General features: G+C 71.7%; 21 protein-coding genes and 1 pseudogene. 10 read left to right on the top strand and 12 right to left on the bottom strand.

Annotation, left to right across the window (positions count from 1 at the left end; genetic code table 11):
* Nucleotides 1–146 precede the first annotated feature (146 nt).
* Nucleotides 147–1,517, top strand: coding sequence for an HNH endonuclease signature motif containing protein (locus tag E3T54_RS09365; RefSeq protein WP_166804874.1), 1,371 nt, complete (start codon nucleotides 147–149; stop codon nucleotides 1,515–1,517).
* A 49-nt stretch (nucleotides 1,518–1,566) separates the two neighbouring features.
* Here the strand turns inward: E3T54_RS09365 and E3T54_RS09360 are convergent, their stop codons facing one another.
* Nucleotides 1,567–2,406 carry a CPBP family intramembrane glutamic endopeptidase gene (locus E3T54_RS09360; protein WP_241977147.1) on the bottom strand — a complete coding sequence of 280 codons (840 nt, stop codon included), beginning with the start codon at nucleotides 2,404–2,406 and terminating at the stop codon, nucleotides 1,567–1,569.
* 57 nt (nucleotides 2,407–2,463) lie between these two features.
* Between E3T54_RS09360 and E3T54_RS09355 the strand changes: the two genes are divergently transcribed.
* From E3T54_RS09355 to E3T54_RS09345, 3 genes and pseudogenes are all read left to right on the top strand, one after another.
* A complete protein-coding gene (locus E3T54_RS09355) occupies nucleotides 2,464–3,624 on the top strand; it encodes a M20/M25/M40 family metallo-hydrolase (protein ID WP_134475437.1) in 1,161 nt (386 codons plus the stop codon).
* A 275-nt stretch (nucleotides 3,625–3,899) separates the two neighbouring features.
* On the top strand, nucleotides 3,900–5,051 hold the full coding sequence (locus tag E3T54_RS09350) for an NRAMP family divalent metal transporter (RefSeq protein ID WP_092323580.1): 1,152 nt from the start codon (nucleotides 3,900–3,902) through the stop codon (nucleotides 5,049–5,051).
* A 72-nt stretch (nucleotides 5,052–5,123) separates the two neighbouring features.
* Nucleotides 5,124–5,861: pseudogene (locus E3T54_RS09345) on the top strand (putative hydro-lyase); the annotation flags it as partial.
* A 24-nt stretch (nucleotides 5,862–5,885) separates the two neighbouring features.
* Here the strand turns inward: E3T54_RS09345 and E3T54_RS09340 are convergent.
* The 6 genes from E3T54_RS09340 to E3T54_RS09315 all read right to left on the bottom strand — a co-directional run bounded on the left by E3T54_RS09340 (nucleotide 5,886) and on the right by E3T54_RS09315 (nucleotide 11,690).
* Complete coding sequence (locus E3T54_RS09340; protein ID WP_134475482.1) at nucleotides 5,886–6,038, bottom strand: LPXTG cell wall anchor domain-containing protein; 153 nt, start codon at nucleotides 6,036–6,038, stop codon at nucleotides 5,886–5,888.
* Between the two features lie 70 nt (nucleotides 6,039–6,108).
* Nucleotides 6,109–6,807: a GntR family transcriptional regulator gene (locus E3T54_RS09335; protein ID WP_092323556.1), complete on the bottom strand. Its 699-nt coding sequence runs from the start codon at nucleotides 6,805–6,807 to the stop codon at nucleotides 6,109–6,111.
* 35 nt (nucleotides 6,808–6,842) lie between these two features.
* Nucleotides 6,843–8,600 (bottom strand): biotin carboxylase N-terminal domain-containing protein, encoded by a 1,758-nt coding sequence (locus E3T54_RS09330; RefSeq protein WP_134475436.1) that lies wholly within the window; start codon nucleotides 8,598–8,600, stop codon nucleotides 6,843–6,845.
* Entirely contained in the window at nucleotides 8,585–10,210 is a 1,626-nt protein-coding gene (locus E3T54_RS09325) for a 5-oxoprolinase/urea amidolyase family protein (RefSeq protein WP_134475435.1), read from the bottom strand. The genes E3T54_RS09330 and E3T54_RS09325 overlap by 16 nt, the downstream gene beginning before the upstream one ends.
* Nucleotide 10,211: 1 nt before the next feature.
* Nucleotides 10,212–10,970 (bottom strand): LamB/YcsF family protein, encoded by a 759-nt coding sequence (locus E3T54_RS09320; protein WP_092323578.1) that lies wholly within the window; start codon nucleotides 10,968–10,970, stop codon nucleotides 10,212–10,214.
* A gap of 90 nt (nucleotides 10,971–11,060) precedes the next feature.
* A complete protein-coding gene (locus E3T54_RS09315; protein ID WP_134475434.1) occupies nucleotides 11,061–11,690 on the bottom strand; it encodes a YitT family protein in 630 nt (209 codons plus the stop codon).
* Between the two features lie 63 nt (nucleotides 11,691–11,753).
* On the opposite strand from E3T54_RS09315, the gene E3T54_RS09310 reads away from it, so the two are divergent.
* Nucleotides 11,754–13,214, top strand: coding sequence for a PLP-dependent aminotransferase family protein (locus tag E3T54_RS09310; RefSeq protein WP_134475433.1), 1,461 nt, complete (start codon nucleotides 11,754–11,756; stop codon nucleotides 13,212–13,214).
* Between the two features lie 90 nt (nucleotides 13,215–13,304).
* Here the strand turns inward: E3T54_RS09310 and E3T54_RS09305 are convergent, their stop codons facing one another.
* The gene (locus E3T54_RS09305) at nucleotides 13,305–13,508 is read right to left on the bottom strand and encodes a dodecin family protein (RefSeq protein WP_092323549.1); all 204 of its coding nucleotides are present in this window, start codon (nucleotides 13,506–13,508) and stop codon (nucleotides 13,305–13,307) included.
* 130 nt (nucleotides 13,509–13,638) lie between these two features.
* On the opposite strand from E3T54_RS09305, the gene E3T54_RS09300 reads away from it, so the two are divergent.
* The 5 genes from E3T54_RS09300 (at nucleotide 13,639) to E3T54_RS09280 (ending at nucleotide 20,739) form a co-directional block, all read left to right on the top strand.
* Nucleotides 13,639–16,845 carry an efflux RND transporter permease subunit gene (locus tag E3T54_RS09300; RefSeq protein WP_134475432.1) on the top strand — a complete coding sequence of 1,069 codons (3,207 nt, stop codon included), beginning with the start codon at nucleotides 13,639–13,641 and terminating at the stop codon, nucleotides 16,843–16,845.
* Between the two features lie 105 nt (nucleotides 16,846–16,950).
* Entirely contained in the window at nucleotides 16,951–17,445 is a 495-nt protein-coding gene (locus E3T54_RS09295) for a Dps family protein (protein WP_134475431.1), read from the top strand.
* A gap of 47 nt (nucleotides 17,446–17,492) precedes the next feature.
* On the top strand, nucleotides 17,493–18,605 hold the full coding sequence (locus E3T54_RS09290; protein WP_134475430.1) for an acyl-CoA dehydrogenase family protein: 1,113 nt from the start codon (nucleotides 17,493–17,495) through the stop codon (nucleotides 18,603–18,605).
* A complete protein-coding gene (locus tag E3T54_RS09285; RefSeq protein WP_134475429.1) occupies nucleotides 18,599–20,005 on the top strand; it encodes a PIG-L family deacetylase in 1,407 nt (468 codons plus the stop codon). Before E3T54_RS09290 ends, E3T54_RS09285 begins: the two co-directional genes overlap by 7 nt.
* Complete coding sequence (locus E3T54_RS09280; protein WP_134475428.1) at nucleotides 20,002–20,739, top strand: glycosyltransferase family 2 protein; 738 nt, start codon at nucleotides 20,002–20,004, stop codon at nucleotides 20,737–20,739. Before E3T54_RS09285 ends, E3T54_RS09280 begins: the two co-directional genes overlap by 4 nt.
* Before the next feature lie 96 nt (nucleotides 20,740–20,835).
* On the opposite strand, the gene E3T54_RS09275 is transcribed toward E3T54_RS09280, so the two are convergent.
* The 4 genes from E3T54_RS09275 to E3T54_RS09260 are packed head-to-tail and all read right to left on the bottom strand — an operon-like array spanning nucleotide 20,836 to nucleotide 25,307.
* The gene (locus E3T54_RS09275) at nucleotides 20,836–21,414 is read right to left on the bottom strand and encodes a HutD family protein (RefSeq protein WP_166804873.1); all 579 of its coding nucleotides are present in this window, start codon (nucleotides 21,412–21,414) and stop codon (nucleotides 20,836–20,838) included.
* A complete protein-coding gene (hutI, locus tag E3T54_RS09270; protein ID WP_134475426.1) occupies nucleotides 21,407–22,585 on the bottom strand; it encodes an imidazolonepropionase in 1,179 nt (392 codons plus the stop codon). Before hutI ends, E3T54_RS09275 begins: the two co-directional genes overlap by 8 nt.
* On the bottom strand, nucleotides 22,582–24,096 hold the full coding sequence (locus E3T54_RS09265) for a formimidoylglutamate deiminase (protein WP_134475425.1): 1,515 nt from the start codon (nucleotides 24,094–24,096) through the stop codon (nucleotides 22,582–22,584). The genes hutI and E3T54_RS09265 overlap by 4 nt, the downstream gene beginning before the upstream one ends.
* A complete protein-coding gene (locus tag E3T54_RS09260; RefSeq protein ID WP_174844410.1) occupies nucleotides 24,093–25,307 on the bottom strand; it encodes an allantoate amidohydrolase in 1,215 nt (404 codons plus the stop codon). The genes E3T54_RS09265 and E3T54_RS09260 overlap by 4 nt, the downstream gene beginning before the upstream one ends.
* Nucleotides 25,308–25,367 lie beyond the last annotated feature (60 nt).

Below are 25,367 nucleotides of genomic sequence, written 5' to 3'. Positions count from 1 at the left end.
CAAGGGGTGCGCCGGGCCGCGGCGCGAGGGGTGCGGTTCCTGCGCTTGTCCTCCACAGGTCGGACGTGCCGGAAGTTATGCACAAGGGCCGGTCAGGGGCGCTTTCGGGGCGCAGGAATGTCGGTGGTTCGCCGTACCGTTGGCGTATGGAAACCATCACAGGACCACCCGGTCGGGCACTCCCGGCCGGCCCTAACCCGGGCGCTGGCCCGGGCCCGCTGACACCAACAGCGGTCCACCTGGAGGAACTCGGCGCCCTCATCGACGACGTCACCGCCATCGACAAGGCGATGGCGGTGCAGGCCGCGGCGCGGGTGGTCGCGATCGACGCGGCCCGGGTCTGCAGCGAGCGGGAGCTCGGCGGCAGTGCGTTCAGTCCGGCGTTGACCCGCCGGTCGCTGGTGGCCGAGTTGGCCTGCGCGTTGCGGATCCCGGAGTCGACCGCTTTGGGCCTGCTGGAGAGCAGCCGCAGCCTGGTCCACGACCTGCCCGACACCCTTTCGGTCCTGGCCGCGGGGCGGATCGGCTACCGGCAGGCGATCGTCCTCGTCAACGAAACCGCGGGACTTCCGGAGGCGGCGGCCCGGCAGCTGGAGCAGGAGGCGTTGCCGTCGGCCGGCCGGTTGACGGCGTCGCAGTTCGAGAGGAAGACCAGGAAGCTGCGGGAGCGGATCGATCCGGAGTCGATCACGGCCCGGCATGTGCGGAGCGTGGCCGACCGGTCACTCAGGTTCGACCCGGCCCGCGACGGGATGGGCTGGCTGAGCGCCTACCTGCCGGCCGGAGATGCTCTCGGCATCTACGGCCAGGTGACGGACCGGGCGATCGCCCTGCAGAGGCCGGACGAGCCGCGCACGCTCACCCAGCTGCGGGCGGACGTGTTCCGCGACCTGCTCCTCCAGGCCGGCTGCGCGGAGACTGGCTGCACGGAGACGGCCGGGGCTGCCGGCAGCCTGGGCGGGCTGCGGCCGAACCTGATCGTGACGGTCCCGATGCTCACTCTCCTCGGTGTCACCGAGGAGCCGGGCAGCCTCGATGGGTACGGGCCGATCGATCCGGATACGGCCAGGGCGTTGGCGGCGAAGTGTCCGAGCGCGGTGCGGATCCTGACCCACCCGGAGACCGGCGCGGTGCTCTCGGTGGGCCGGGACCGGTACACGATCCCCGCTTCGCTCCGCACGATGCTTCAGGTGCGTGACGGAACCTGCCGGCACCCCGGGTGCAGCCGGGCGGCCAGCCGCTCGGACATCGACCACGGCCTCGACTGGGCATTCGGCGGACGAACCGACCACAACAACCTCGCCCACCTCTGCCCCGCCAGCCACGCCCTCAAACACGAGGCCGGCTGGAAGGTCAGCCAGGCCGCCGATGGCACCGGCACCCTCATCTGGACCACCCCGACCGGCCACACCTACGTGACCGAATCGGAGACCATAATCGGCACCGCCATCAGCGCCGAACTCCGACAGAAGGCCACGCGAACCGACGCATCCGCTGGCCCGGCCCGCGAGAGGTGAAGGGGACCCCGGGCAAGAACGGGTGATTTCCGGGCGCAGGCCTGGCGGTTCAGTAGAGGAAAATGGGCAGCCACTCGCGGGTGTGGGCGTGCACGATCACCAGGAAGACCACCAGGTCGAAGAGGAGATGCACGCAGACGACATAGGTCAGGGACTTGGTGACCTTGAAGATGTAGCCCTGCAGCAGGGCGAACGGGAACGTCATCAGGGGTCCCCAGCTTTGGTAGCCGAGCTCCCAGAGGAACGAGGTGAAGATCACCGCCTGCAGCAGGTTCGCCTGCCAGTCCGGGAAGTGCCGCCGGAGCAGAGCGAACACCGTGCAGATGAAGAACAACTCGTCCCAGATGCCCACGAAGCCCACTCCGACGAAGAGGCGGCCGATCTCGTCGGGCGCGGTCACGGCCGGCCAGTTCTCGTAGGAGCCCGAGCGGATGAAGTACGTCGGCAGGATGAGCCAGCCCAGGATGACCACGATCACCAGGTACCAGCGCTCGAGCACGCTCCACCGCTGTCCGGTCCGGATCGGAAACCGGATCGCGTGCGTGCGGTAGACGTAACGCGCGATCAGGTACGGCCCGAGCACGGCCAGGCCGAGCACGATGCCCATCAGCGCCATGTTCGGGTAGCTGATGTCAGCCTCGACCGAGATCGTGCTGACGATGGCCAGGCCGAGCGCGATCAACAACAGGTCCCTGAACAGGGCGCGATTGATCACGAACGCGAGCAGCAGGGCGGCGCCCAGCACGACGTAGCCGGCGAGCTGGAACTGCAGGCCGAACAGCAGCACGGCGGATGCCGACACCAGGCCGGCCGGCACCAGCCCCCACGACGCGCGCGGCGGCATCCGCGTGGCCGTCCCGCTGCCAATCGGACTCTTGTCGACACCCATGGCAAAACCCTACCGAGTGCGCCCGGTTCACTCCCGTCGGGCAGGTAGATTCGACGCGTGCCCCAGCGAGAACTTCCCCGTGACCTTGACCCCATAGCGGTCGCCCAGCAGCTCATCGCGATCGATTCGGTCAACCCCGACCTCGTGCCCGGCGCCGCGGGCGAGCACGCGATCGCGGCCTGGTGCTCCGACTGGTTCGCCCGGCAGGGGTTCGAGGTGCACCGGCTCGAGGACCGTCCCGGCCGTCCGTCCGTCGTCGGCATCGCGCGCGGAAGCGGGGGTGGGCGCTCGCTCATGCTGAACGGCCACCTCGACACCGTCGGTGTCGCCGGCTACGACGGCGACCCGCTCTACGGCGAGGTGCGGGGCGGGATGCTCTTCGGCCGCGGCGCCTTCGACATGAAGGGCGGGCTGGCGGCCATCCTGGTGGCCGCGGCGCGCGCATCCGCCGCGGGCCTGGCCGGCGACGTGATCGTCACCCTTGTCGCCGACGAGGAGTTCGGCAGCCTCGGCACCGAGGAGGTGCTGCGCCACTTCCGGGCGGATGCCGCCATCGTGACCGAACCCAGCGAGCTCTGCCTCACCGTCGCCCACCGCGGCTTCGCCTGGTTCGAGGTCGAGCTGACCGGCCGGGCGGCGCACGGGTCGATGCCGGAGCAGGGCGTCGACGCTATCGCCCACGCCGGGCTCGTGCTCCGGGCCCTCGACGGACTGCGGGACCGCCTCGAATCGGCCCCGGCACACCCGCTGCTCGGCCAGGGCACCGTGCGCGTGTCGATGATCAGGGGCGGGGAGGACGCCGCGACGGTCGCGCCATCCTGCACGCTCACGGTCGAGCGGCGCACCCTGCCCGGAGAGGCTCCGGATGCTGTGGAGGCCGAGCTGGCCCTGCTGCTCGAGCGGTTGGCCGCAGCCACGCCCGAATTCTCCTTCCGCCTCACCCGGCTCGTGGCGCGCGGTGCATTCGAGGCCGACCCGGACTGGCCGATCGTACGTGCGCTCAGCGGCCAGGCCGAGCGCGTGCTGGGCGTCCCGCCCGCCCGCCGTGGCGAGCCCTTCTGGACCGACGCTGGCCTCATCCACGAGGCGGGCATCCCGTGCCTGCTGCTCGGGGTTCGCGGCGGCGGCGCGCACGCCGACAAGGAATGGGCGGAGGTGGCGTCGGTGCATCGGCTCACCGAGATCCTCACCGGCACGATCGCCGACTTCTGCGGCTGAGCCGGGGACGTGGACTGGTCAATCCCGAGGACGGCCTGTGCCGGCAGGCACCTCCAGTCCGCCACGTTCCGCCCCGGCTGATCAGCGACTTTGGCGCTGAGGTTGCGGTGATTGTTGAACAATCGTAGGCTTTCACGAAATCAGTGACCTCCGGTGCTGACGCATTTCCCCACAATGAAGTGAGCGCACCCATGGCCACGACCGCCGTACCAAAGCTTCAGCGTCCGAAGAAGACGCGTCCGAAGAACAAGCACAGGAGCGCCCTGCTCGGCGCGATGTTCCTGATGGCCACGAGCGCCGTCGGCCCCGGCTTCATCATCCAGACCACCACCTTCACGGTGCAACTCGGTGCGGCCTTCGCCTTCGCGATCCTGGTCTCGATCCTCGTCGACATCGCCGTGCAGCTGAACGTCTGGCGAGTCATCGGCGTGAGCGGCAAGCGCGCCCAGGAGCTCGCCAACACCGTGCTCCCCGGCGCCGGCTGGTTCCTCGCCGCACTGATCTTCCTCGGCGGACTCGTCTTCAACATCGGCAACATCGCCGGCACCGGCCTGGCCACCAACGTGCTCTTCGGCGTCGACGCGAAGATCGGCGGCATCATCTCCGCCGTCATCGCCATCGCCATCTTCCTGAGCAAGCGGGCCGGGCTCGCGCTCGACAAGATCGTCGTCATCCTCGGCGCCGTGATGATCCTGCTGATCGCCTACGTCGCGATCGTCTCGCAGCCGCCGCTCGGACTCGCGCTCAAGAACGCCGTCATCCCCGACAACGTCGACTTCCTGATCATCACCACCCTGATCGGCGGCACCATCGGCGGCTACATCACCTACGCCGGCGCGCACCGGATGATCGACGCCGGCGTCTCCGGACGTGAGAACGTTCGGGAGATCACCCGCAGCTCGGTGCTCGGCATCATCATCACCGGCGTGATCCGCGTGCTTCTGTTCCTGGCCATCCTCGGCGTGGTTGCCGGCGGAGTCGCCCTGACCGGCGACAACATGCCGGCCGAGGCCTTCCAGGCGGCCGCCGGCGAGGTCGGCCTCAAGCTGTTCGGAATCGTGCTCTGGGCGGCATCGATCACCTCCGTCATCGGGGCCGCGTACACCTCGATTTCCTTCGTGACGACCGCGAAAACCAGGCCGCGCACCCGCAGCATCGCCACGGTCGTCTTCATCGCGGTCTCGACAGTCGTGTTCACCCTGCTCGGCCAGGCCCCGGCCACCCTGCTGATCATGGCCGGCGCGATCAACGGGCTGATCCTCCCGGTCGGCTTCGCCGTCATCCTCTGGGTGGCCTGGCGCCGCCGCGACCTGCTCGGCGGGTACGTCTACCCCAAGGTGTTGCTCTTCATCGGCCTCGCAGCCTGGTTGCTCACGCTCTTCCTCGGCTACAAGTCACTCAGCGGCCTCGCGCTGCTGTGGGTCTAGGCGACACCGGATGCCTCCGCGCAGGCGGCCCGGCACGGCCGCGGTCCCGGGCGGCCCGGCCTCGCTCCCGGGCGACCCGGCCTCGCCTCGCCCACGGCCGGCTGGTCGCGGGGGTTCACCCAGGCGAACCTGATCATCGTCCCGCGGGCCCAGGCCTTCGACGTGCTGCTGTTCGCGCAGCGCAACCCGAAGTCCTGCCCCATCCTCGGGGTGCAGGGCGCCGGTGAGACGAGCGGTCCGCTGCTGCCCGGCGGCGACATCCGCACCGACCTGCCCCGGTACACCGTCTACGAGGACGGCGTGCTCGTGGCCGAACCCGGAGACATCACCGACTGGTGGCAGGACGACCTCGTGACCTTCATCATCGGCTGCAGCTTCACCTTCGAGGCGGCGCTGCAGGATGCCGGCATCCCGATCGCCCACATCGAGCAGGGCGTCAACGTGCCGATGTACCGCACCGACGTGCGCTCGGCATCCGCCGGAGCCCTGTCCGGGCCGATGGTCGTCTCGATGCGGCCGATCCCGGCCGCGCAGGTGGAGGACGCAGTGCGGATCACCGCCCGCTACCCGGCCGTGCACGGGGCGCCCGTGCACGCGGGGGACCCGACGGTGCTCGGTATCGCCGACCTGGCAGCGCCGGACTTCGGTGACGCCGTCGAGATCCAGCGCGGCGTGGTCCCGGTCTTCTGGGCGTGCGGGGTCACCCCGCAGGCCGCCGTGATGGAGTCCAGGCCGTCGCTGGCGATCGGCCACGCGCCCGGCTTCATGCTGATCACCGATGCCCGAGACTCGGACTACCTCGTCCCGTAGTCGGATGTACGGCGCCGCGCGCCGCTATTTCGCCGTCTTGCGCTTCACCCAGCCGTACGCGGCGGTCGCCAGGAACAGGACGATTCCGATGACGGCGAGCCAGAACAGGCCCTCGATCACGAAACCGAGCACCGATAACACAAGCCAGACAACGAGCAGGAACACGATCAGGTTCATCATGGATGCCACGCTACTATGCCGATCCGGCGCGCACCGGTAATCAACAGCCGCCGGCTCGGCGCGGCAGTCAGCTCCGCCGGACGCTCGATTCCTCGGCGATCGCGGCCAGCAGCTGATCCTGGGCGCGGCCCAGGTAGCCGGTGAGAAGCGCGGCGGCCTCCGCGCGCTCACCGGCCTCGAGCAGCTCCACGATCCGTGCGTTGTCCTCCACGTACGGCGCGTGGAAGGCGGTATCGGCGACCATGGAGTGGAAAACGAGCCGCATCTCGGCGAGAACCTGCGTCATCAGGAGGTCGAGCCGGTCGCTGCCGGCCAGGGCAACGACCGCGGCGTGGAAAGCCTGGTTCGCATCCGCCATGCCCGACACCGAGCCGGCGTCGCGCGCCTCCCGCGCGCGCTCGACCGCGTGCCGCAGGGGCGTGTTGTCGGTCGCCGGCGACCAGGCCAGCGCCGCCGGTTCCAGGTACCGGCGCACCCGATAGATCTCGCGGATGTCGTCCGCGGAGGGGCGGGCCACGGAGACGCCCCGGTTCGGGATCCTGGTCACGACGTGTTCGGCGGCGAGGGCGGAGAAGGCCTCGCGCAGGGTATTGCGGGAGACGCCGAGCGCCTCGCCCAGCGCCTCCTCGGAGAGCTTCGACCCGGGGGCGAGCTGCCCGGCGGCGATCCGCTCCCGCAGCACGGACGCCACCCACATCCCGGTCTCGGCGTGCCTGGCCCCTTCGCGGTGCAGGCGCAGGTCGGCCAGGATGTCCTCGAGAGTCATGTGCCCACGCTATCGGGCGTCGGCTGCCCGGCGGCTCACGCGCGGATGGACGCGACGGCGGTGTCGAGCGTCACGATGTCGCCCGGTCCGACGAGGTGCGCGGCAAGGGTCCCGCTCCGGTGGGCGGCGACGGTGGTCTCCATCTTCATGGCCTCCACGACGAGCACCGGATCTCCCTCCGCGACCTCGGTTCCGGCAGCGACCAGCCACTTCACGACCGAACCGCCCATCGCGGAGCGCAGGGTGGCCGAGTCGACGAGGTTGCCGACGCCGTCGGATGCCGCGGCGCCGGTGCCAGGTCCGCCGCCGGCAGCCCCGGAGCGGGCCAGGCCGTCGAGGAGCCCGGCCGGCAGGCCGAGCGCCATCCGTCGCCCGTCGAGTTCGATCGTGATCGTGCGGCGGACGGCCTCGGGCTCCGCCGGGGCGAACCGGGGGTCGCCCGCGAGCTGCTCGGCGAATTCGGATTCGATCCAGCCCGTGTGTACGCCGAGGCGGTCGGGCGAGGAGAACGCGGGCGTCTGCACCACCGCGCGGTGGAAGGGCAGCACGGTGGGCAGCCCGGCGATCTCGAACTCGGCCAGCGCCCGGCGGGCCCGGCGCAGGGCCTGCTGCCGGTCGGCGCCGGTGACGATGAGCTTGGCGAGCAGCGAGTCGAACTGGGGGGAAACGGCGTCGCCCGCGCGCACGCCGGTATCGACCCGGATGCCGGGCCCGGTCGGCGGGGTGAACCCCGTGACGGTGCCGGGGGAGGGCAGGAATCCGCGCCCGACGTCCTCCGCATTGATCCGGAACTCGATCGAGTGCCCGCGCGGCTCGGGGTCGTCATCGACGGGCAGGTCCCCGCCGGCGGCGATGGCCAGCTGCGCCAGCACGAGGTCGATCCCCGAGGTCTCCTCGGTGACCGGATGCTCCACCTGGAGCCGGGTGTTCACCTCCAGGAACGAGACCGTCCCGTCTTCGGCGAGCAGATACTCGACCGTGCCGGCGCCCGCGTAGCCGGCCTCGCGGCAGATCGCCTTGGCCGAGGAGTGGATCTGCTCGCGCTGGGCCGGGGTGAGGAACGGCGCGGGCGCCTCCTCGACCAGCTTCTGGTTGCGGCGCTGCAGCGAGCAGTCGCGGGTGCCGACGACGATCACGTTGCCGCGTCCGTCCGCGAGGATCTGCGCCTCGACGTGCCGGGGCCGGCTGAGGAAGCGCTCCACGAAGCACTCGCCGCGGCCGAACGCGGCCTGGGACTCCCGCACGGCCGAGTCGAAGGCCTGCTCGATGGCATCCAGCTCCCAGACCACCTTGAGCCCGCGCCCGCCGCCGCCGAAGGCCGCTTTGATGGCCACCGGGAGGCCGTGCGCCACCGCGAAGGCCCGCACCTCGGCGCCGGTTTCGACCGTGCCTTCCGACCCGGCGACGAGGGGCGCGCCGACCCGGATGGCGATCTCGCGGGCGGACACCTTGTTGCCCAGGGTGCGGATCGCCTCTGGGCTGGGCCCGATCCAGGTCAGCCCGGCATCCAACACGGCCTGCGCGAAGTCGGCGTTCTCGGAGAGGAAACCGTAGCCGGGGTGCACGGCGTCCGCGCCGGAGCGGCGGGCGATGTCGAGCAGCCTGGCCTGGTCGAGGTAGGTGTCCGCCGGGCTGTTCCCGTCCAGGGAGTACGCCTCGGTGGCGAGGCCCACGTGCAGGGCGTCGGCGTCGACATCCGCGTAGACGGCGACGGACTCGAGGCCGGCGTCGTCGCAGCCGCGGATGACGCGGACGGCGATTTCGCCGCGGTTGGCGATCAGGACTTTCTGCATGGTGTCACCTGTCGGTTGTGGTCTGGCGGGAGCGGGTCGGCGCCGGGAGCCGGCGTGAACCGGATCCGTGCGCCGGTGGGGAGCTGGGCGGCCAGGTCGAGGTCGGCCGGAAGCACGACGCCGATCACGGGGTAGCCGCCGGTGACCGGGTGGTCGGCGAGGAACAGCACGGGCCGGCCGGACGACGGCAGCTGGATGGCGCCGGTGACGGTGCCCTCGCTGGGCAACTCGCCCGGCCGCGACCTCTCCAGCGGCTCGCCGTCCAGCCGCAGGCCGATCCGGTTCGACCGGGCCGTGACGGTCCAGGTGGCGCCGGCAAAGCGTTCGATGGTTTCCGGATCGAACCAGTCGGAACGCGGTCCCGGAACGAAGCGCAATTCCGTCAGCTCGGCCGGCGGCTCGGATTCGATGCCCGGGGCGCCGACGACGCTCGAGGGCGGGGCGGGCAGCACGCGGAGCCGGGTGCCGGAACCGAGCGGCTGCGGTCCGATTCCGGAGAGGGTGTCGGTGGAGCGGCTGCCGAGCACGGGGAGAACGTCGAGCCCACCGCGGAAGGCGAGGTAGCTGCGCACCCCGGCGACGGGGGGTCCGAGGGTGAGGGTTTCGCCGGCCAGCAGCGCGAACGGGGTCTCGGTGGGGACCGCCCGTGCGCCCGTCGGACCGTCGATGGCGAGCGGGACGCGCGCGCCGGTCACGGCCAGGACCTGGTCGGCGACGGCCTCGAGCGCGAGCCCGCCGAGGGCGTTCTCGAGCCCGGCGGCGTCGACGGGATTGCCCGCGAGCCGGTTGGCCCTCCGCAGGGCACCTCGGTCGAGGGCGCCGCTGCCGGCTACGCCGAGCGCGGCATGGCCCTCGCGGCCGAGGTCCTGCACGGTGGTCTGCAGGCCGGGGGAACGCACGATGACGCCGTCCGCCGGCGGCTCGGCGCCGTCGATCACGCGCGCCGCTGCGAGGTCTGAGGCGAGGCCGCCCGCCGCGAGCACGAGCTCGCGCACGGGCCGGAACCGCACCCGGTTTCCGGGCTGCACCAGGGCGGGCTGCTCGCGGCCCAGGTCCCACATCGGCGCGGTCGTGCGGCCGATCAGCTGCCACCCGCCCGGGGATGCCCGCGGGTAGACGGCGGAGTAGGTGTCTGCAAGGGCCACGGATCCGGCGGGCACCGCGCTTCGGGGCGTGGCTCGCCGGGGAACCGTGAGCGACGTCGTCTCGCCGGCGAGGTAGGCGAAGCCTGGAGCGAATCCGCCGAAGGCAGCGGTCCAGGTTTGTTCCGAATGGGAGGCGATGACGCCGTCGGCGCCGAGCCCGGTGAGCTCGGCGACGCGGGCGAGGTCCTCACCGTCGTAGACGGTGTCGATGATCACGAGCGTGGCGTCGGCAGCCGTGACCGTGCCGACGTCCAGCCGGCGCAGCCGGGCGACGAAATCGCGGGCCGCGGCAGGGGAGACGGCCGAGACGAGTACGGTCTCGGCGGCGGCGATCACGTCCAGCTGCCCGTCGAGCGGGTGCTCCTGCAGCTGAGCCTGCAGACTGAGGACCTGGGCGAGGCTGTCCAGTTCGACCAACACCGCGCGGTCGCCGACGGGGCGGATGCCGCGGATCTGCCCGGCCATGTCAGACGAAACTTTGGATTTCGATGCCGGAGCCCAGCAGGGCGGCGCGGACGGCGGCGGCCATCGCGACGGCGCCGGGGGTGTCGCCGTGCAGGCAGATGCTCTCGGCCCGGACGTCGATGATCGTGCCGTCGATGGCGCGGATCTGGCGGTCGACGGCCAGGCGGAGCACGTGGTCGGTGACCTCGCCGATGTCGCGCAGCACCGCCCCCGGCCGGGTCCGGGCGACGAGGGTCCCGTCGGCGTTGTAGGCGCGGTCGGCGAACGCCTCGGAGACGGTGCGGAGCCCGGCGGCCCGGGCCGCACGCTCGATCTCGGAGTTCGGGAGCACCATCACCGGCAGGCTCGGATCGACCGACACGATGGCATCCACGACGGCCCTGGCCTGCTCGGGGTGGTGCACGATCGTGTTGTAGAGGGCGCCGTGCGGCTTGACGTAGCTGACCGTGGTTCCGGCGACCCGGGCCAGCGACTCGAGGGCGCCGATCTGGTAGATGATTTCGTCGGTGAGGTGGTCGGGGGCCATGTCGATGAACCGGCGGCCGAAACCGGCCAGGTCGCGGTAGCCCGGATGCGCGCCGACCGTGACGCCGGCCAGGGCGGCGGCCGCGCAGGTGGCGCGGATTGTGCTCGGATCCCCGGCGTGGAAGGCGCAGGCGACGTTGACGCTGGACACCGAGGCGATGATCGCCTCGTCATCGCCGAAGGTCCAGTTGCCGAAGGATTCTCCGACGTCGCTGTTCAAATCAATGGTGGACACCGTCATCCGCCTTCCTCAAGAAGTTTTCCTAAGGATGCACCATTTCCGGTGATTGTTCAACAATCTGGGGCAAATCGCCGGCGGGCTCGATCACCGGGCGGGCACGGCCACCGGAACCGGCGAGGCCGGCAGGGCGGCCTCCGCCGGGCGCCGGATCGCGAAGAACGGGATGGTCCAGTGGCAGAGCGGCCCGATCAGCACGGCGAAGAGCACGGTGCCGATGCCCACGTTCCCGCCGAGCGCCCAGCCGATCCCGAGCACGACCACCTCGATCCCGGTGCGCCCGATCCAGATCTTCCAGCCGGTGCGCTTGTGCAGGCCGGTCATCAGGCCGTCGCGCGGGCCGGGGCCGAAGTGGGCGCCGATGTAGAGTCCGGTCGCCGCGGCGAGCACGAGCAGGCCGGCCGCGAAGAGCAGGATCCGGGCCCAGAGGTCCAGGCCCTCGGGGATCAGCCGGAGGCCGAGATCCGCGGCGGGGCCGACCAGGAGAGCGTTCAGCACGGTGCCGATGCCCGGCTTCTGCCGAAGCGGGATCCAGAACAGCAGCACGATGCCGCTGGTGAGGATCGTGATCAGGCCAAAGCCGAGGTGGGTGTGCCGGTCGATGCCCTGGGTGAGTACGTCCCACGGGGCGACGCCGATCGCCCCGCGCACGATGAGCGCGATGCCGATCCCGTAGAGGAAAAGGCCAATAAGGAGTTGCGCGATGCGCCGGGTCATGAAAACCAATCCAATTGCACTATTGGTCTGTTATCAAGTAGCCAATCTCACTACAGTGGCCCCATGGCGGTGAACCAGGTGAGTGCCCGGTCGCTCGAGGCGCTCCTCGGCGAGTGGCGCAGCGGGGCGAGCGCCTACCTCGCCCTGGCCGACCGCATCCGCCTGCTCACCCTCGACGGGCGCATCCCGACCGACACCCGCCTGCCTGCCGAGCGCGACCTCAGCGCACGACTCGGGCTCAGCCGTACGACCGTGACCGCCGCATACCGGGAGCTGCGCGACGCCGGCGCCCTGGTCAGCGTGCGCGGCTCGGGTAGCAGGGTGCGGCTGCCCGGCGCGGCGCCGGCGCGGGCGGACGACCCCCTGGGCGGCATCCTCGACTTCAGCAAGGCCACGATGCCGGCCCTGCCCGGCCTCGCGGACATCGCCGCGCTCGCCGCCCCCGAGCTGGCGGGCCACCTCGGTGACTCGGGCTTCGACCCGGTGGGGATCCCCGAGCTGCGCGCCGCGATCGCCGACCGCTATGCGGCCCGCGGGCTGCCGACCGACCCCGAGCAGATCATGGTCACCCTGGGCGCGCAGCACGCGATCGCCCTGCTGGCCCGCGTGTTGATCGGCCGGGGCGATCGCGCGCTGATTGAGATGCCGAGCTACCCGCACGCCTACGAGGCGCTGCGAGGGGCGGGGGCGCGCCTGGTGCCGGTCGGCGTCTCGGCAGCCGGGCCGGGCGAGGATGCCGCGGCCGGCGGCTGGGACGAAACCGCGCTCCTGCAGACCCTGCAGCGCAGCAACCCCGTGCTCGGCTACCTGATGCCCGACTTCCACAACCCGACCGGGCGGAGCATGCCCGTCGACCAGCGGGAGCGGGTGCTCGCCGCCGCGGCTCGGGCGGGTACCGTGCTCATCGCCGACGAGACGATCGCCGAACTCAACATCGACCGGGTGGGCGATTTCCTGCCGTTCGCCGCCTACGCCGAGTCCGTGCGGTCGGGGACCGCCGTGTCGGTCGGCTCGGTCGGCAAGACCGTCTGGGGTGGCCTGCGGATCGGCTGGATCCGCGCGGACCGCTCTCTCATCCGCAAACTCGTCTCGGCCCGGGCCGCGAACGACCTCGGCACCCCGATTCTCGAGCAGCTCATCGTGGCGCGCATCCTGTCCGACCTGCCCGCCATCCTCGCCTTGCGGTCCGACGAACTCCGCAGCGGCCGGGACCACCTGGAGGGGCTGGTGGCCGACCGGTTCCCGGACTGGCACGTACCGCACGTCGACGGCGGGATCACCGCGTGGGTGAACCTGGGCATCCCGGTCAGCTCCCAGCTCGCGCTCGCCGCGCGCACCTACGGCCTCCTCGTGCCCGCCGGTCCGCAGTTCGGCATCGACGGAGCCTTCGAGCGGTTCCTGCGGCTCCCGTTCTGCTACAGCCCCGAGGAGATGGACCGCGCCGTCGACGCGCTCGGGCTCGCGTGGGATTCGCTGCTGCGGCATCCGGTGACCGACACCGGCTACCTCGCCGATGTCGTCTAGCGTTTCGGCCGCGCCCGCCCTGAGGGGTCGCAAATCGACCTTCCCGGGCCGGTTGAAGGTCGATTTGCGACCCCTCAGGGGCCGGCCCGGCTAGTCGTCCAGCACGAACGTCACTTCGATCACGACGTCCCACGCCGTGATCGCGCCGCCCTCGACGACGACCTTCTGCTCCTTGACCCAGGCGCCGGAGATGCCGCGCAGGGTCTTGTGGGCGCGGGAGATCCCCTCCGAAACGGCGTCCTCGAACGACGTGTCAGACCGGACACTCAGGGTGGTCACGCGGGCGACAGTCATGGTTCCTCCTCGTAGATGCGGGCTTGTTCGGTCGACACTACGCCCGCGCGACCGGCCGCAACAGTCCGCCGGCGCGGGAGAGGACGCGGGATTCGAGATTCTGCACGGACTGCAATGAGATACTGGGCGGGTGCATATTCTCGCCGTATTGAGTATGAAAAATCGGGCGCTCATTGCGCTGGTCACGATCGTCGCTGCTGTTTTCGGCAGCCTCGCCCTGACCAGCCTCAAGCAAGAGCTGATCCCGTCCCTGCAGCTTCCGCAGCTGCTCATCACGACGAGCTACCCCGGCGCCTCGCCCGAGGTCGTCAACGACGACGTGTCGACACCGATCGAGACCGCCATCCAGGGCATTGCCGGTCTCGAATCCACCTCGACGACGAGCAGCACGAACTCGTCCCTGATCAGCGCGACCTTCACCTACGGCACCGACCTGGTCAAGGCCGAATCGAAGATCAGCCAGGCCATCAACCGGATCAAGTCCACCCTCCCGGAGAACATCGACCCGCAGGTGCTCAGCGGCAGCATCGACGACTTCCCGGTCCTGTCCGTGGCCGTTTCGGGCGGCGATGCCGAGACGCTGGCCGACGATCTCCGGCGCAGCGTGCTGGGCGACATCCGCGACGTGGAGGGCGTGCGCGACGCGGCGCTGGTGGGCGACGTCGGCCAGCGCGTGAACATCACGCCGGATGACGCGGCCCTCGCCGCCCGGGGACTCACCAGCCAGGCGATCACGCAGGCACTTGCCCAGAACGGATCGCTCCTGCCTGCCGGAGCGATCACCGAGGGCGACAAGACCCTCTCCGTGCAGACCGGCACGAAACTCGGCTCCGCCGAAGACATTGCGGCGCTGCCGATCCTGTCCGGCCTGAAGGGCGACGCCTTACGCAGGACGATCGGCGACGTGGCCACGGTCGAGCTGGCCGCGAACCCGGAGACGAGCATCTCCCGGGTGAACGGCGAACCGGCGCTGACGATCTCGGTGACCAAGGTGCCGGCCGCGAACACCGTCGATGTTTCGGAGGCCGTGCGCGCCCTGCTCCCCACCCTGGAGGCGGCCGTCGCCGGCACAACCTTCACGGTCGTGTTCGACCAGGCCCCGTTCATCCAGGAGTCGATCGACTCGCTGACCCAGGAGGGAATGCTCGGCCTCCTCTTCGCCGTGCTCGTGATCCTGGTCTTCCTGCTCTCGGTGCGGGCCACCCTGGTCACGGCGATCTCCATCCCGACCTCGGTGCTCATCACCTTCATCGGGCTGCAGGCGGTGGGCTACTCGCTCAACATCCTCACGCTCGGCGCGCTCACGATTGCCATCGGTCGCGTGGTCGACGACTCGATCGTCGTGATCGAGAACATCATGCGCAACCTCGTCGCAGGCCCGGATCGCGCGGCGACAATCGTGCGGGCGGTGAAGGAGGTCGCGGGCGCCATCACCGCGTCGACCGTAACTACGGTCACGGTTTTCCTGCCGATCGCGTTCGTCGGCGGCTCGACCGGGGAGCTGTTCCGGCCGTTCGCCCTCACGGTGTCCCTCGCCCTGCTCGCCTCGCTGCTCGTGTCACTGACGATCGTGCCGGTGCTTGCGTTCTGGTTCCTCAAGCCGCCCAAGCCGGCGGCCGCGGCGGCGCCGGAGGTCGAGCAGACGGTGGTAGAGCCCGTCGAGACCGGGATCGCGCCAAGCTCGATCACCGCGACAGCGACAGCGACAGCGACGGCGACCAGGGCCGAGGCCGCAGCCACGGCCATCGAGTCGCTCGAGCACCCGAGCCGACTGCAGAAGAGCTACCTGCCGGTCATCCGCTGGACCCTCAAGCATGCCGTCGCCACCCTCCTCCTCGCGGTGCTCGTGCTCGGCGGCACGGTCGCCCTGCTCCCGCTGATGAAGGTGAACTTCCTCGGCTCGACCGGGCAGACCACCTTCCGGGTCATCCAGACCCTGCCCGTCGGCACGAGCCTTGCCGCTCAGGACGAGGCCGCCGCCGTCGTCGAAGGCACGCTCCAGGAGGTCGAGGGCATTGAAATCGTGCAGCTCTCGATCGGCGGCAGCAGTGCCGAGGCGGCCTTCCGCGGCGGCTCCACCTCGAATGCGGTGACCTACTCGATCACGACCGATGACACGGCCGACCCCGACGAGGTGCAGGACGAGGTCCGGCAGGAGCTGGCGAAGCTGGACGACATCGGCGAGATCTCGGTGGCGTCCGCGGGCGGCTTCGGCGGATCATCCGACATCGACGTGCAGGTCACGGCCGCCACCGGCGCTGACCTGAAGACGGCGACGGATGCGATCCTGGCCGGAGTGCAGGACCTCGACGCGATCAAGCAGAGCACCAGCAACCTCGCCGCCTCGCGCCCGTACATCGCCGTCACCGTGGACCGGGATGCCGCCGCCCGCGCCGGGCTGAGCGAGCTCGCCCTGGGCACCCTCGTCGGACAGGCGATGCAGCCGAGCGCGATCGGGTCGATCGTGATCGACGAATCGAACCTGTCGGTCTACCTCCAGGCGGCGGCCTCGCCCGCAACAACGGCCGAGCTCGCCGCCCTGCCGATCCCCACGGCGTTCGGCCCGGTGGCGCTCGACACGCTCGCGACAGTCGAACAGGTCGACGGGCCGTCGACGATCACAACCACGAAGGGCCTCCGCACGGCGACGGTTTCGGCCACGCCGGACAGCGACGACCTCGGCACGGCCAACGCCCGGATGGCCACCGTGCTCGAGGACACCGAGCTGCCGACCGGCGCCACCGCGACGCTCGGCGGCGTGACCGCCGACCAGACCGAGGCCTTCCAGCAGCTGGGCCTGGCCATGCTCGCGGCCATCCTGATCGTCTACGTCGTCATGGTGGCCACCTTCCGGTCGCTGTTGCAGCCGCTGCTGCTGCTCGTCTCGGTGCCGTTCGCGGCGACCGGAGCGATCGCCCTGCAGGTCATCACCGGCATCCCGCTCGGCGTTCCGTCGCTGATCGGCGTGCTGATGTTGATCGGAATCGTGGTCACGAACGCGATCGTGCTGATCGACCTCGTGAACCAGTACCGCCGGAGGGGGCTCTCGGTGCGCGAGGCGCTCATCTACGGCGCCTCACGGCGTCTTCGCCCGATCCTGATGACGGCGCTCGCCACGATCTTCGCGCTGCTGCCGATGGCGGCCGGACTCACCGGGCAGGGCGGCTTCATTTCGCAGCCTCTCGCGGTCGTCGTGATCGGCGGACTCGTCTCGTCGACGCTGCTCACCCTCGTGGTTCTGCCGGTGTTGTACTACGTCGTCGAGGGTCGACGCGAGCGCCGGGCCGAGCGCCTGGCCCGCCGCGTTGCCGGCGTTGAGGCCGTGCCAACCGTCTAGGCGAGCGAGCATTGCCCCCTGCTATGGTTTTTCTCAGAACAGCAGGCGGGGGCAATGGCCGGCGTACGGTCTACCCCGTTCCAACGAGCGAGAGGGGCACCACCAATGAAGGCATCCGCAGAACTCGGTTCCAACATGCAATCTGTCCTGGTCGATCTGATCGAACTGCACGTCCAGGGCAAGCAGGCCCACTGGAGCATCGTGGGAAAGAACTTCCGTGACCTGCACCTGCAGCTCGATGAGATCATCGCCGACGCGCGGATCTTCTCCGACGAGCTGGCCGAGCGGATGCGCGCCCTCGACGCCCTGCCCGACGGACGCAGCGAGACGGTCACAAAAGACACACACCTGCCGAAGTTCCCCGCCGGCGAAGTCGACACGGCCGACGCCGTCGGCCTGATCACCGAGCGCCTGGACGCGACGGTCGACAACATCCGTGCCGTGCACGACGCGATCGACGAGGAAGACCCCACCAGCGCCGACATCCTGCACGGCATCATCGAGAAGCTCGAGCAGTACGCCTGGATGGTCAGCGCCGAGAACCGTTCGCCGCGGAAGTCCACCGCGAAGGCCCCAACCCGGCCGGCCGGCAAGGCCTGAGCGGGCGCACACCGGAAGCCCGAGGCCGAAACTGACAGAGGGCAGGGATGACTGACGAGCAGGATCGCGCGCCGGTGTGGCTGACCGGGACGGGAGACCGATCCGGGTCGGGAGACCGCACGAAGCGCCGAGACAGCACGGAGCACGCACGCCTGGGAGAGCTGGCCGCGGCCGCCTCCTCCGTGGACGGTGACGCCGGGCGGGCGCTGGCCCTCGCTCGGCGCCTGGGCGCATCCGTTGCCGGCCCGGGTGACGGCAACACGCGGCAGCTCTTCGAAGCCCTCGCCACCCTCGCGGCCGCGGACCTCACGGCGGCTCGGGTGGCCGAGGCGCACCTGGACGCGCTGTCCATCCTGGGCCAGGCGGGCGTCGACCCCGCCGGCCTCCCGGGGGCGCCGGCGGGAGGGGGCACCTGGGGAGTCTTCGCCGCCGAGGCCCGCGGAGCCCGGCTCACGGCTCGCCAGGCCGACGGCGGCCGCTGGCTGATCGACGGCACGAAACCGTGGTGCTCCCTCGCCGGGTCGCTCAGCCACGCGCTGGTGACGGCCCACACCTCCGAGACGAGCCGGCGGCTGTTCGCGGTCGACCTCGCCCACCCTGGGGTCGTCGTGCACGAGGGCACCTGGGTGGCCCGCGGGCTCCCGGCCGTGCCGAGCGGTCCGGTCGATTTCCGGGATCTGCCGGCCGTCCCGGTCGGGGACGACGAGTGGTACCTGCGCCGGCCCGGATTCGCCTGGGGCGGAATCGGGGTCGCGGCCTGCTGGTGGGGCGGCGCGGTCGGGGTCGCGCGCCGTGTCTTCGCGGCGGCCCGCGAACGCGAACCCGACCAGATCGCGCTCGCGCACCTGGGCGCGCTCGATGTGCTCCTGAGCGCCGCCGGCGGCTCGCTGGCCGCCGCGGCGACAGCGATCGACGCCGGAACGGCCGCCGGCGTGGACGGCGCCATCCTCGCCGCCCGGGTGCGCGGCCTCGTGGCCCGCACGGTCGACGAGGTGATCGCCCGCACGGGCCACGCGCTCGGGCCGGCGCCCCTCGCCCTCGACGCCCGGCACGCGCAGCGCGTCGCCGACCTGCAGCTGTACGTTCGCCAGCACCACGCCGAACGCGACGACGCTGCGCTCGGACGGATGCTCCTGACGAACGCCCCTGCGCCATGGTGACCTTTGGCCATCAGGATGTCGGCACCGCCGAGGCCGTCTGGGCTGCGGGCCGCGGTGCTTCGGCCGAGGACCTCCCGATAGACGACCTCCAGAGGCTCGTGGTCGTGGCCGCGCACCCCGATGACGAGACCCTCGGTGCGGGCGGCCTGATCGCGCGGGCCGCACGGGCCGGAGTGCCGATCACCGTGGTCGTGCTCAGCAACGGGGAGGCCTCCCATCCCGGCTCGACGACCCACTCCAGGAAACGCCTCTCCGCCCTGCGCCGACGCGAGGTCGCGTCCGCGGTGGCGGCGCTCGCCCCCAGGGCCCGCCTGTGCCTGCTCGACCTGCCCGACGGCGCTCTCGCCGAGCACGGCGAAGAGGCGGCGCGCGCGGTGGCGGCGGAACTCGGACCGGGAGGACCCGGCGCCTGGATCGTGGCCCCGTGGCAGGCGGACGGGCATCCGGATCACGCCGCCGCCGGCGCGGCCGCCCATGCCGCAAACCGCCTCGCTGCCGCCCTGGGTGCTCCCGCACGAGTGTTCGAGTACCCGATCTGGGCGTGGCACTGGTCCACGCCCGGCGACCCGGTGTGGCCGGTGACGGCGCTCCGCACCCTCGAGCTGGAGCCGCAAGATCGGGAGCGGAAGTCCCGGGCCATGCAGCTGCACCGCAGCCAGGTGGAACCCCTGTCGGAGCGGGCCGGCGACGAGGCGATCATCCAGCCGGCCTTCGGCCAGCACTTCAGCAGGGGCTACGAGACGTTCCTCGAGGCCACGGAGCCCGAGACCGCGGAGCCCGAGGCGCGGCCGGCCGAGAGCCTGGCCGAACCGTTCTTCGACGAGTTCTATGCCGGCGAAACCGATCCGTGGGGCTTCGAAACGCGGTGGTACGAGAAGCGCAAGCGGGCACTCACCCTGGCGGCGCTGCCCCGCGAACGCTTCACCGCGGCGCTCGAACTGGGCTGCTCGATCGGAGTTCTCACCGCCGAGCTCGCCGACCGCTGCACCACCGTGGACGCCGTGGACATCGCCGAACAACCGCTCCGGACCGCCCGCGCCCGGCTTGCCGGTCGCCCCGGCGTCACGTTCACGAGGCGCACGCTCCCGGGCGAGTGGCCGGAGGGGAGCTTCGACCTGATCGTGCTGTCCGAGGTCGGTTACTACTTCTCACCGGCCGAGCTGCGGGACCTGCTCGAGCGGTGCCGCGCCGGACTCGCGCCCGACGGCGTGCTCCTCGCCTGCCACTGGCGGCATCCGGTGGGGGAATATCCGCTGACCGGCGACCGGGTGCACGAGGAGCTGGGGCGACTGGAGGGGCTGGAACGCACCGTGGCGCACCGGGAACGGGACTTCCTGCTCGAGGTGTTCGAACCTGCGCCGGCGCGCTCCGTCGCCCAGCGGGAAGGACTCGCCCCATGACCGGCCGGGGACCGATCGACGAGCTGGTCGTCGTGATTCCCGCCCGGAACGAGGAGGAGCTCCTGCCGCGCTGCCTCGACGCGATGACCGCGGCGATCGCCGAGGTGCACGCCGTGCGTGATCTGACCCCACCGATGGTGTCCGTCGTCATCGTGCTGGATCGCTGCACTGACCAGACCGCCAGGGTCGCCGCGGGCTGGCCCGACTTCGCCCGCCTCCACACCGACCGCGGGATCGTCGGCGCCGCCCGCCGGGCCGGGGTGCGGCATCTTCTGCCGACGCCCGCTCACTTCACCGGCAGCACCTGGATAGCGACGACGGATGCCGACTCAGCGGTGCCGCCCAACTGGCTGACGGCCCAGCTGGCGTTCGCCCGCAACGACGTGGACCTCGTGCTCGGAACGGTGGAGCCCGACGACTGCCTGCCGGAGGCGGCCCGGGACCGGTGGGCCGCGCAGCACCGGCTTTCGGAGGGGCATCCGCACATTCACGGTGCCAACCTCGGCGTGCGCGCCGATCGATACCGCCAGGCCGGCGAGTTCGCCTGCATCGAGCGGCACGAGGACGTGTCGCTGGTCTCGGCCCTGCGTGCACGCCGGGTGAGCGAGATCCGCACCGCGCTCATCCCGGTGCTGACCTCGGGGCGGCTCGACGGGCGCGCGCCGGACGGGTTCGCCGGCTACCTGCGCGGGCAGGCGGACGGTCTCGCCGGTGGGGCGGAGTCACTGGTCTGACCGGCTCGGGTTGGGCGCCGACTTTGCCTGTTCCGGTCGAGTTTGACTGGTGTGCCGGGGCAACTCGACCGGAACCGTCAATCTCGGCGGAGGAGGTCAGTGACGGATGCGCGCCACCCGGGCCAGGGCAACGCGCGCGGTTCCCTCGAGCTGGGCCCGCCCGGCGTGCTCGAGCAGCACGGCATCCAGCGCGGTCAGCGTGCGCTCGCCCAGGCGGAGGATCCCGTCCAAAACCACGAGCGCGAGGTCTTCCCCGTCTCCGGCCTCCACCGTCCAGAGCCCGGAGAAGTGCACCGAACGCAGCGACCCGGCGCACCGGCCACGCCTGGTCATGAGGTTGCGGTCGAGCGTCGGCGAGGTCACCGCAACGGCAGCCACCTCGTTCTCGCCCGGGAACCGGTGCACGTCGAATTGCCCGAGGTGCACAGGGACGCCCCCGTCGACCAGGTCGAGCCCCTGTGGCGAGATGGCCATCAACATCCGGTCGACGCCCGGGTAGCCGGAGAACGGGTTGTCCCCGGCGATGGTCGCGATGCTCAGCCGCCAGTCGAACCCGGCCGGGCCGCCCCCGAGCGGGCGCGCCGCCACCTCGCTGGTCACGCCTCCGCCGTTCCGCCACGGCTCGGCGACTCGGCTGGCCGCGGTCAGCACCCGCACCGCGGACGGCTCAGACACCCCGGTGCCCGAACTCGAGGCGCACTCCCCGCCGCCACACCGCAGCCGTCAGGGGCACCCCCGGGCGGTAAGCGAGGTGGGCAACGGATGGCGCGTCGAGCACCTGCAGGTCGGCCAGGCCGCCCACGCGGAGCGACCCCACCGCATCCGTCCCGTGCTCGCGGCCCACTGCCCGGGCGGCCCCGCGGGTCGCGGCACAGACGGCCTCCTCGATCGTCAGCCCCATCTGCAGCACCGCCGTCGCCACGCAGTAGGGCATTGATGTCGTGTACGACGTGCCGGGGTTGCAGTTGGTGGCCAGGGCGATGCTCGCGCCGGCGTCGAGCAGCCGCCGGGCCGGCGGGAACGGTTCGCGCGTGGACAGGTCGCAGGCGGGGAGCAGCGTCGCCACCGTCGACGACGACGCCAGCGCGTCGATGTCCGCGGCCTCCAGGTGGTTGCAGTGGTCGACGCTCGCAGCGCCCAGCTCGACCGCGAGCCGCACCCCGCCGCTGAAACCGAGCTGGTTGCCGTGCACGCGCAGGCCGAGGCCGGCGGCGCGGCCGGCGAGCAGCACCTCGCGGGTCTCCTCCACGTCGAAGGCGCCCGCCTCGCAGAACGCGTCGATGTACTGCACGAAGGGGGCGACCGCCGCGAGCATCGGGCCGGTCACGAGGTCGAGGTAGTCGCGCCGGTCGACGCCCTGCGGCACGACGTGCGCGCCGAGGTAGCTGACGACGTCGGCCACGGCCGCCGCGGCGCTCGCCGAGCGGGTTTCGCTCTCGAGGTCGAGGCCGTAGCCGGTCTTGGTCTCGAGGAACGTGGTGCCCTGCGCTTCGGCCTCCCGGCGCAGCCGCGCCGCGTTGCCGATCAGCTGTTCCTCGGTCGCCGCGCGCGTCGCCTGCACCGTGGTGTTGATCCCGCCGGCCTCGTAGCGCTGCCCGGCCATCCGGGCCTCGAACTCCGCCGCCCGGTCGCCCGCGAAGACGAGGTGGGTGTGCGTGTCCACCCAGCCGGGGAGTGCGGCGCGACCGCCGACATCCGTGCGTCGATCGGCCGCCGGCGCCTCGGCCGCCGGGCCCATCCAGGCGATCCGCCCACCCTCGATGACCAGCGCGGCACCCCGCAGGCGCGCTCCGTCATCGGCCTGGGTGGTCAACTCGCGGATGCCGGTGATCAATTCGGTGGTCATGCGGTGTCTCCCGAGGTGGCGTCATGCGTGGGCAGTGCTGCGTCACGGGTGGGCAGGGCTGTTTCGAGGGCGGCGAGGGCCTCCCGCAGCAGTGTCTCCGGCAACCGGTCGGCCGCGCCGTCGGCGGAGACGAGATCGGCGGGCACGAGCCGCCCGGAGTCGGCGACGATCACGCCGTGCACGATCACCCGCAGCACGTCGGATGCCGTCGCGGTGAGCGGAAGCTGGGCCGGCGCCGACCCGACGGTGCGGACGCTCCGCGTCGACAGCTCGACGAGGTCGCACAGGTCGCCCGGGCGCAGCCGGTTCTCGCCGAGCCCGAGGGAGGCGTAGCCGTTGGTCGACGCGGCGGCCAGGAGGGAGGCCGGGTCGAACCGTCCGCGCTCGCCGGAGGCCAGCCGTTCGCCGGCCTCGAGGCCGCGCATCTCGAGCATCGGGTCGACGACGGCGTTCTGGTCGGAACCGAGGGCGATCGGCGCGCCGGCATCGCTGAGACGGCGCGCCGGGCCGATCCCGTCGCCGAGGTCGGCCTCCGTGGTCGGGCACATCACGACAGTCGCGCCGGCGGCCCCGATCAGCGTCACGTCCTCGTCGCTGAGGTGGGTGGCGTGCACGACACTCAGCCGCGGCGTGAGCGCGCCGAGGCCGGCGAGCACGCCGGCCGGGGTCCGGCCGTATTCGGTCAGGCAGTCCGCGTTTTCCTGCGGCTGCTCGGAGAGGTGGATGTGCAGCGGCACCGCCGGAGGCAGGCCGGCCAGCACCTGCCGAATCGCGTCCGGCGGTACGGCCCTCACGGAGTGGATTGCCGCGCCGAGGCTGACCCGGGCGTCCGGATCCGCGCCGAGGGCCTCGCCCAGGGCGTTCCAGCGTTCCAGCCAGCCCGCCGCCGAACCGTCGTCGAAGGCACGCTGCTCCGGCGCGAGCGGGTGCCCGATGCCGCCGGCCAGGTAGACGGTGTCGAGCAGCACGAGACGGATGCCCACATCGCGCGCCGCCGCCGCCAGCGCGAGCTCCATGGCGTGCTTGCGCGGGTACCGGGAGCCGTCCGGGCGGTGGTGCACGTAGTGGAACTCGCCGACCGCGGTCCAGCCGCTGACCAGCATCTCGGCGAACACGGCTCGGGCGAGCGCGTAGTACCGGTCGGGGTCGAGCCGGCCGGCGGCGAGGTACATCGCCTCCCGCCACTGCCAGAAGTCGCCCCCGTCCGCGTGGGTGCGGCCGCGGAGCGCGCGGTGGAACGCATGCGAATGCGCGTTGGCCATGCCCGGCAGCACGGTGCCGAGGCGCACGTCACCCGGCAGCGGCTCGGCGCCGCCCGTGACGCCGGACAAGCGTCCGTTGGCGCCGACCTCGAGGCGGACACCGGGCGTCGGCACGCCGTCGACGAGCAGGGTCTCGCACCAATAGGCGACCGGCTCCGGCGCGCCGGTCGCGTCACGCGGCGAAGGGCTCGCCGCGCCGCTTCCAGCCGCGCCGCTCGCACCTGCGCCGCTCGCGCCCGCCCCGCTCACAGCAGCGTCCGCAGCAGCTTCTCGAGCGCCTCGACGCCGGCGACGCAGTCGTCGGCCGTGGCGAACTCCTCCGGCGAGTGCGAGATGCCGGTGGGGTTCCGCACGAAGAGCATCGCGCTCGGCACGCTCGCCGCGAGCACCCCGGCGTCGTGGCCGGCCCCGGTCGGCAGGGCGGGCACGCCGCCGAGCGCCGCACTGAACCGGTCGCGCAGCTCGGGGTCGAAGTGCACCGAGCCGGCCCAGGATTCCTCGACAACGGCGACGGAGCATCCGTTTTCCGCCACGGCCTCGTCGACCAAGGCGGTGATCTCGCCCAGCAGCGCGCGGGTCTCCTCGTCGGTCTCGGCCCGGGCGTCAAGCCAGGCCTGCACGCTCGACGCGATCACGTTCGTGCCGCCGGGGACGATGTTCATCCGGCCGACGGTGGCGCGCGTGCCCGGGCGAGCCGAGGCCGCGTCCTGCACCGCGAGCACGGCGCGGGCGGCCGCCACCATCGGGTCGCGCCGGTCGGCCATCAGGGTGGCGCCGGCGTGGTTGCCCTGGCCGGTCACGGTGAGGCGCCAGCGGCCGTGGGCGAGGATCGACGAGGCCACGGCCACGGGCTGCCCGAGGTCGATCAGGCCGCGGCCCTGCTCGACGTGCAGTTCGACGAACAGGCCGATCCGCTCCAGGGCCTCCCGGTCGGTTCCGAGGTGCGCGGGGTCGAGTCCGGCGCGAACGGCTGCCTCGGCGAGCGTCACCCCGTCGGCGTCGACGAGGGCCCGGGCGCGGTCTGCGCCCAGCGCCCCGGTCATGAGCCTCGAGCCGAGGCAGGCGATGCCGAACCGGGACCCCTCCTCCTCCGCGAAGACGAGGATGGCGCAGGGGCGCGACGGCGTGAAGCCGGCCGCCTGCAGCCGGGCGATGGCGTCGAGCGCCGACACGACGCCGAGCGGGCCGTCGTAGGCGCCGCCGCCGGGGACGGAGTCGAGGTGGCTGCCGGTGACGACGGCATCCGGGCCGGGAGTTCCCCACCAGGCCCAGATGTTGCCGTTGCGGTCAGTCTCGACATCGAGCCCGATGCGCCCGGCGCGTTCGACGAACCAGGCGCGCAGTTCGAGCTCGGCGGCCTGCCAGACGTGCCGGGAGTAGCCGCCGCGGCGGGCATCCCGGCCGGTCCCGGCGATCTCGTCGAGGCCGGCCAGCATGCCGTCCGCGAGGAGCTCGCTCATCGGTGGACCGCCTTAATCCCGTGAGGGGTCGCATATCGACCTTCGTTGGCCCCGGGAACG

The sequence above is a fragment of the Cryobacterium sp. Sr8 genome (genome assembly GCF_004403225.1).
Lineage (GTDB): Bacteria > Actinomycetota > Actinomycetes > Actinomycetales > Microbacteriaceae > Cryobacterium > Cryobacterium psychrotolerans.
The sequence above is the reverse complement of the archived record's forward strand: the minus strand, read 5'-3'. Positions and strand labels throughout refer to the sequence as shown.

What these genes read in the sequence shown, in the direction of transcription:
- E3T54_RS09285 (WP_134475429.1), top strand. Translation starts at nt 18,599, where the DNA reads ATGGTGACCTTTGGCCATCAGGATGTCGGCACCGCCGAGGCCGTCTGG.
- E3T54_RS09365 (WP_166804874.1), top strand. Translation starts at nt 147, where the DNA reads ATGGAAACCATCACAGGACCACCCGGTCGGGCACTCCCGGCCGGCCCT.
- hutI (WP_134475426.1), bottom strand. Translation starts at nt 22,585, where the DNA reads ATGACCACCGAATTGATCACCGGCATCCGCGAGTTGACCACCCAGGCC.
- E3T54_RS09315 (WP_134475434.1), bottom strand. Translation starts at nt 11,690, where the DNA reads ATGACCCGGCGCATCGCGCAACTCCTTATTGGCCTTTTCCTCTACGGG.
- E3T54_RS09295 (WP_134475431.1), top strand. Translation starts at nt 16,951, where the DNA reads ATGAAGGCATCCGCAGAACTCGGTTCCAACATGCAATCTGTCCTGGTC.
- E3T54_RS09350 (WP_092323580.1), top strand. Translation starts at nt 3,900, where the DNA reads ATGTTCCTGATGGCCACGAGCGCCGTCGGCCCCGGCTTCATCATCCAG.
- E3T54_RS09340 (WP_134475482.1), bottom strand. Translation starts at nt 6,038, where the DNA reads ATGAACCTGATCGTGTTCCTGCTCGTTGTCTGGCTTGTGTTATCGGTG.
- E3T54_RS09280 (WP_134475428.1), top strand. Translation starts at nt 20,002, where the DNA reads ATGACCGGCCGGGGACCGATCGACGAGCTGGTCGTCGTGATTCCCGCC.
- E3T54_RS09290 (WP_134475430.1), top strand. Translation starts at nt 17,493, where the DNA reads ATGACTGACGAGCAGGATCGCGCGCCGGTGTGGCTGACCGGGACGGGA.
- E3T54_RS09330 (WP_134475436.1), bottom strand. Translation starts at nt 8,600, where the DNA reads ATGCAGAAAGTCCTGATCGCCAACCGCGGCGAAATCGCCGTCCGCGTC.
- E3T54_RS09310 (WP_134475433.1), top strand. Translation starts at nt 11,754, where the DNA reads ATGGCGGTGAACCAGGTGAGTGCCCGGTCGCTCGAGGCGCTCCTCGGC.
- E3T54_RS09325 (WP_134475435.1), bottom strand. Translation starts at nt 10,210, where the DNA reads ATGGCCGGGCAGATCCGCGGCATCCGCCCCGTCGGCGACCGCGCGGTG.
- E3T54_RS09260 (WP_174844410.1), bottom strand. Translation starts at nt 25,307, where the DNA reads ATGAGCGAGCTCCTCGCGGACGGCATGCTGGCCGGCCTCGACGAGATC.
- E3T54_RS09305 (WP_092323549.1), bottom strand. Translation starts at nt 13,508, where the DNA reads ATGACTGTCGCCCGCGTGACCACCCTGAGTGTCCGGTCTGACACGTCG.
- E3T54_RS09360 (WP_241977147.1), bottom strand. Translation starts at nt 2,406, where the DNA reads ATGGGTGTCGACAAGAGTCCGATTGGCAGCGGGACGGCCACGCGGATG.
- E3T54_RS09335 (WP_092323556.1), bottom strand. Translation starts at nt 6,807, where the DNA reads ATGACTCTCGAGGACATCCTGGCCGACCTGCGCCTGCACCGCGAAGGG.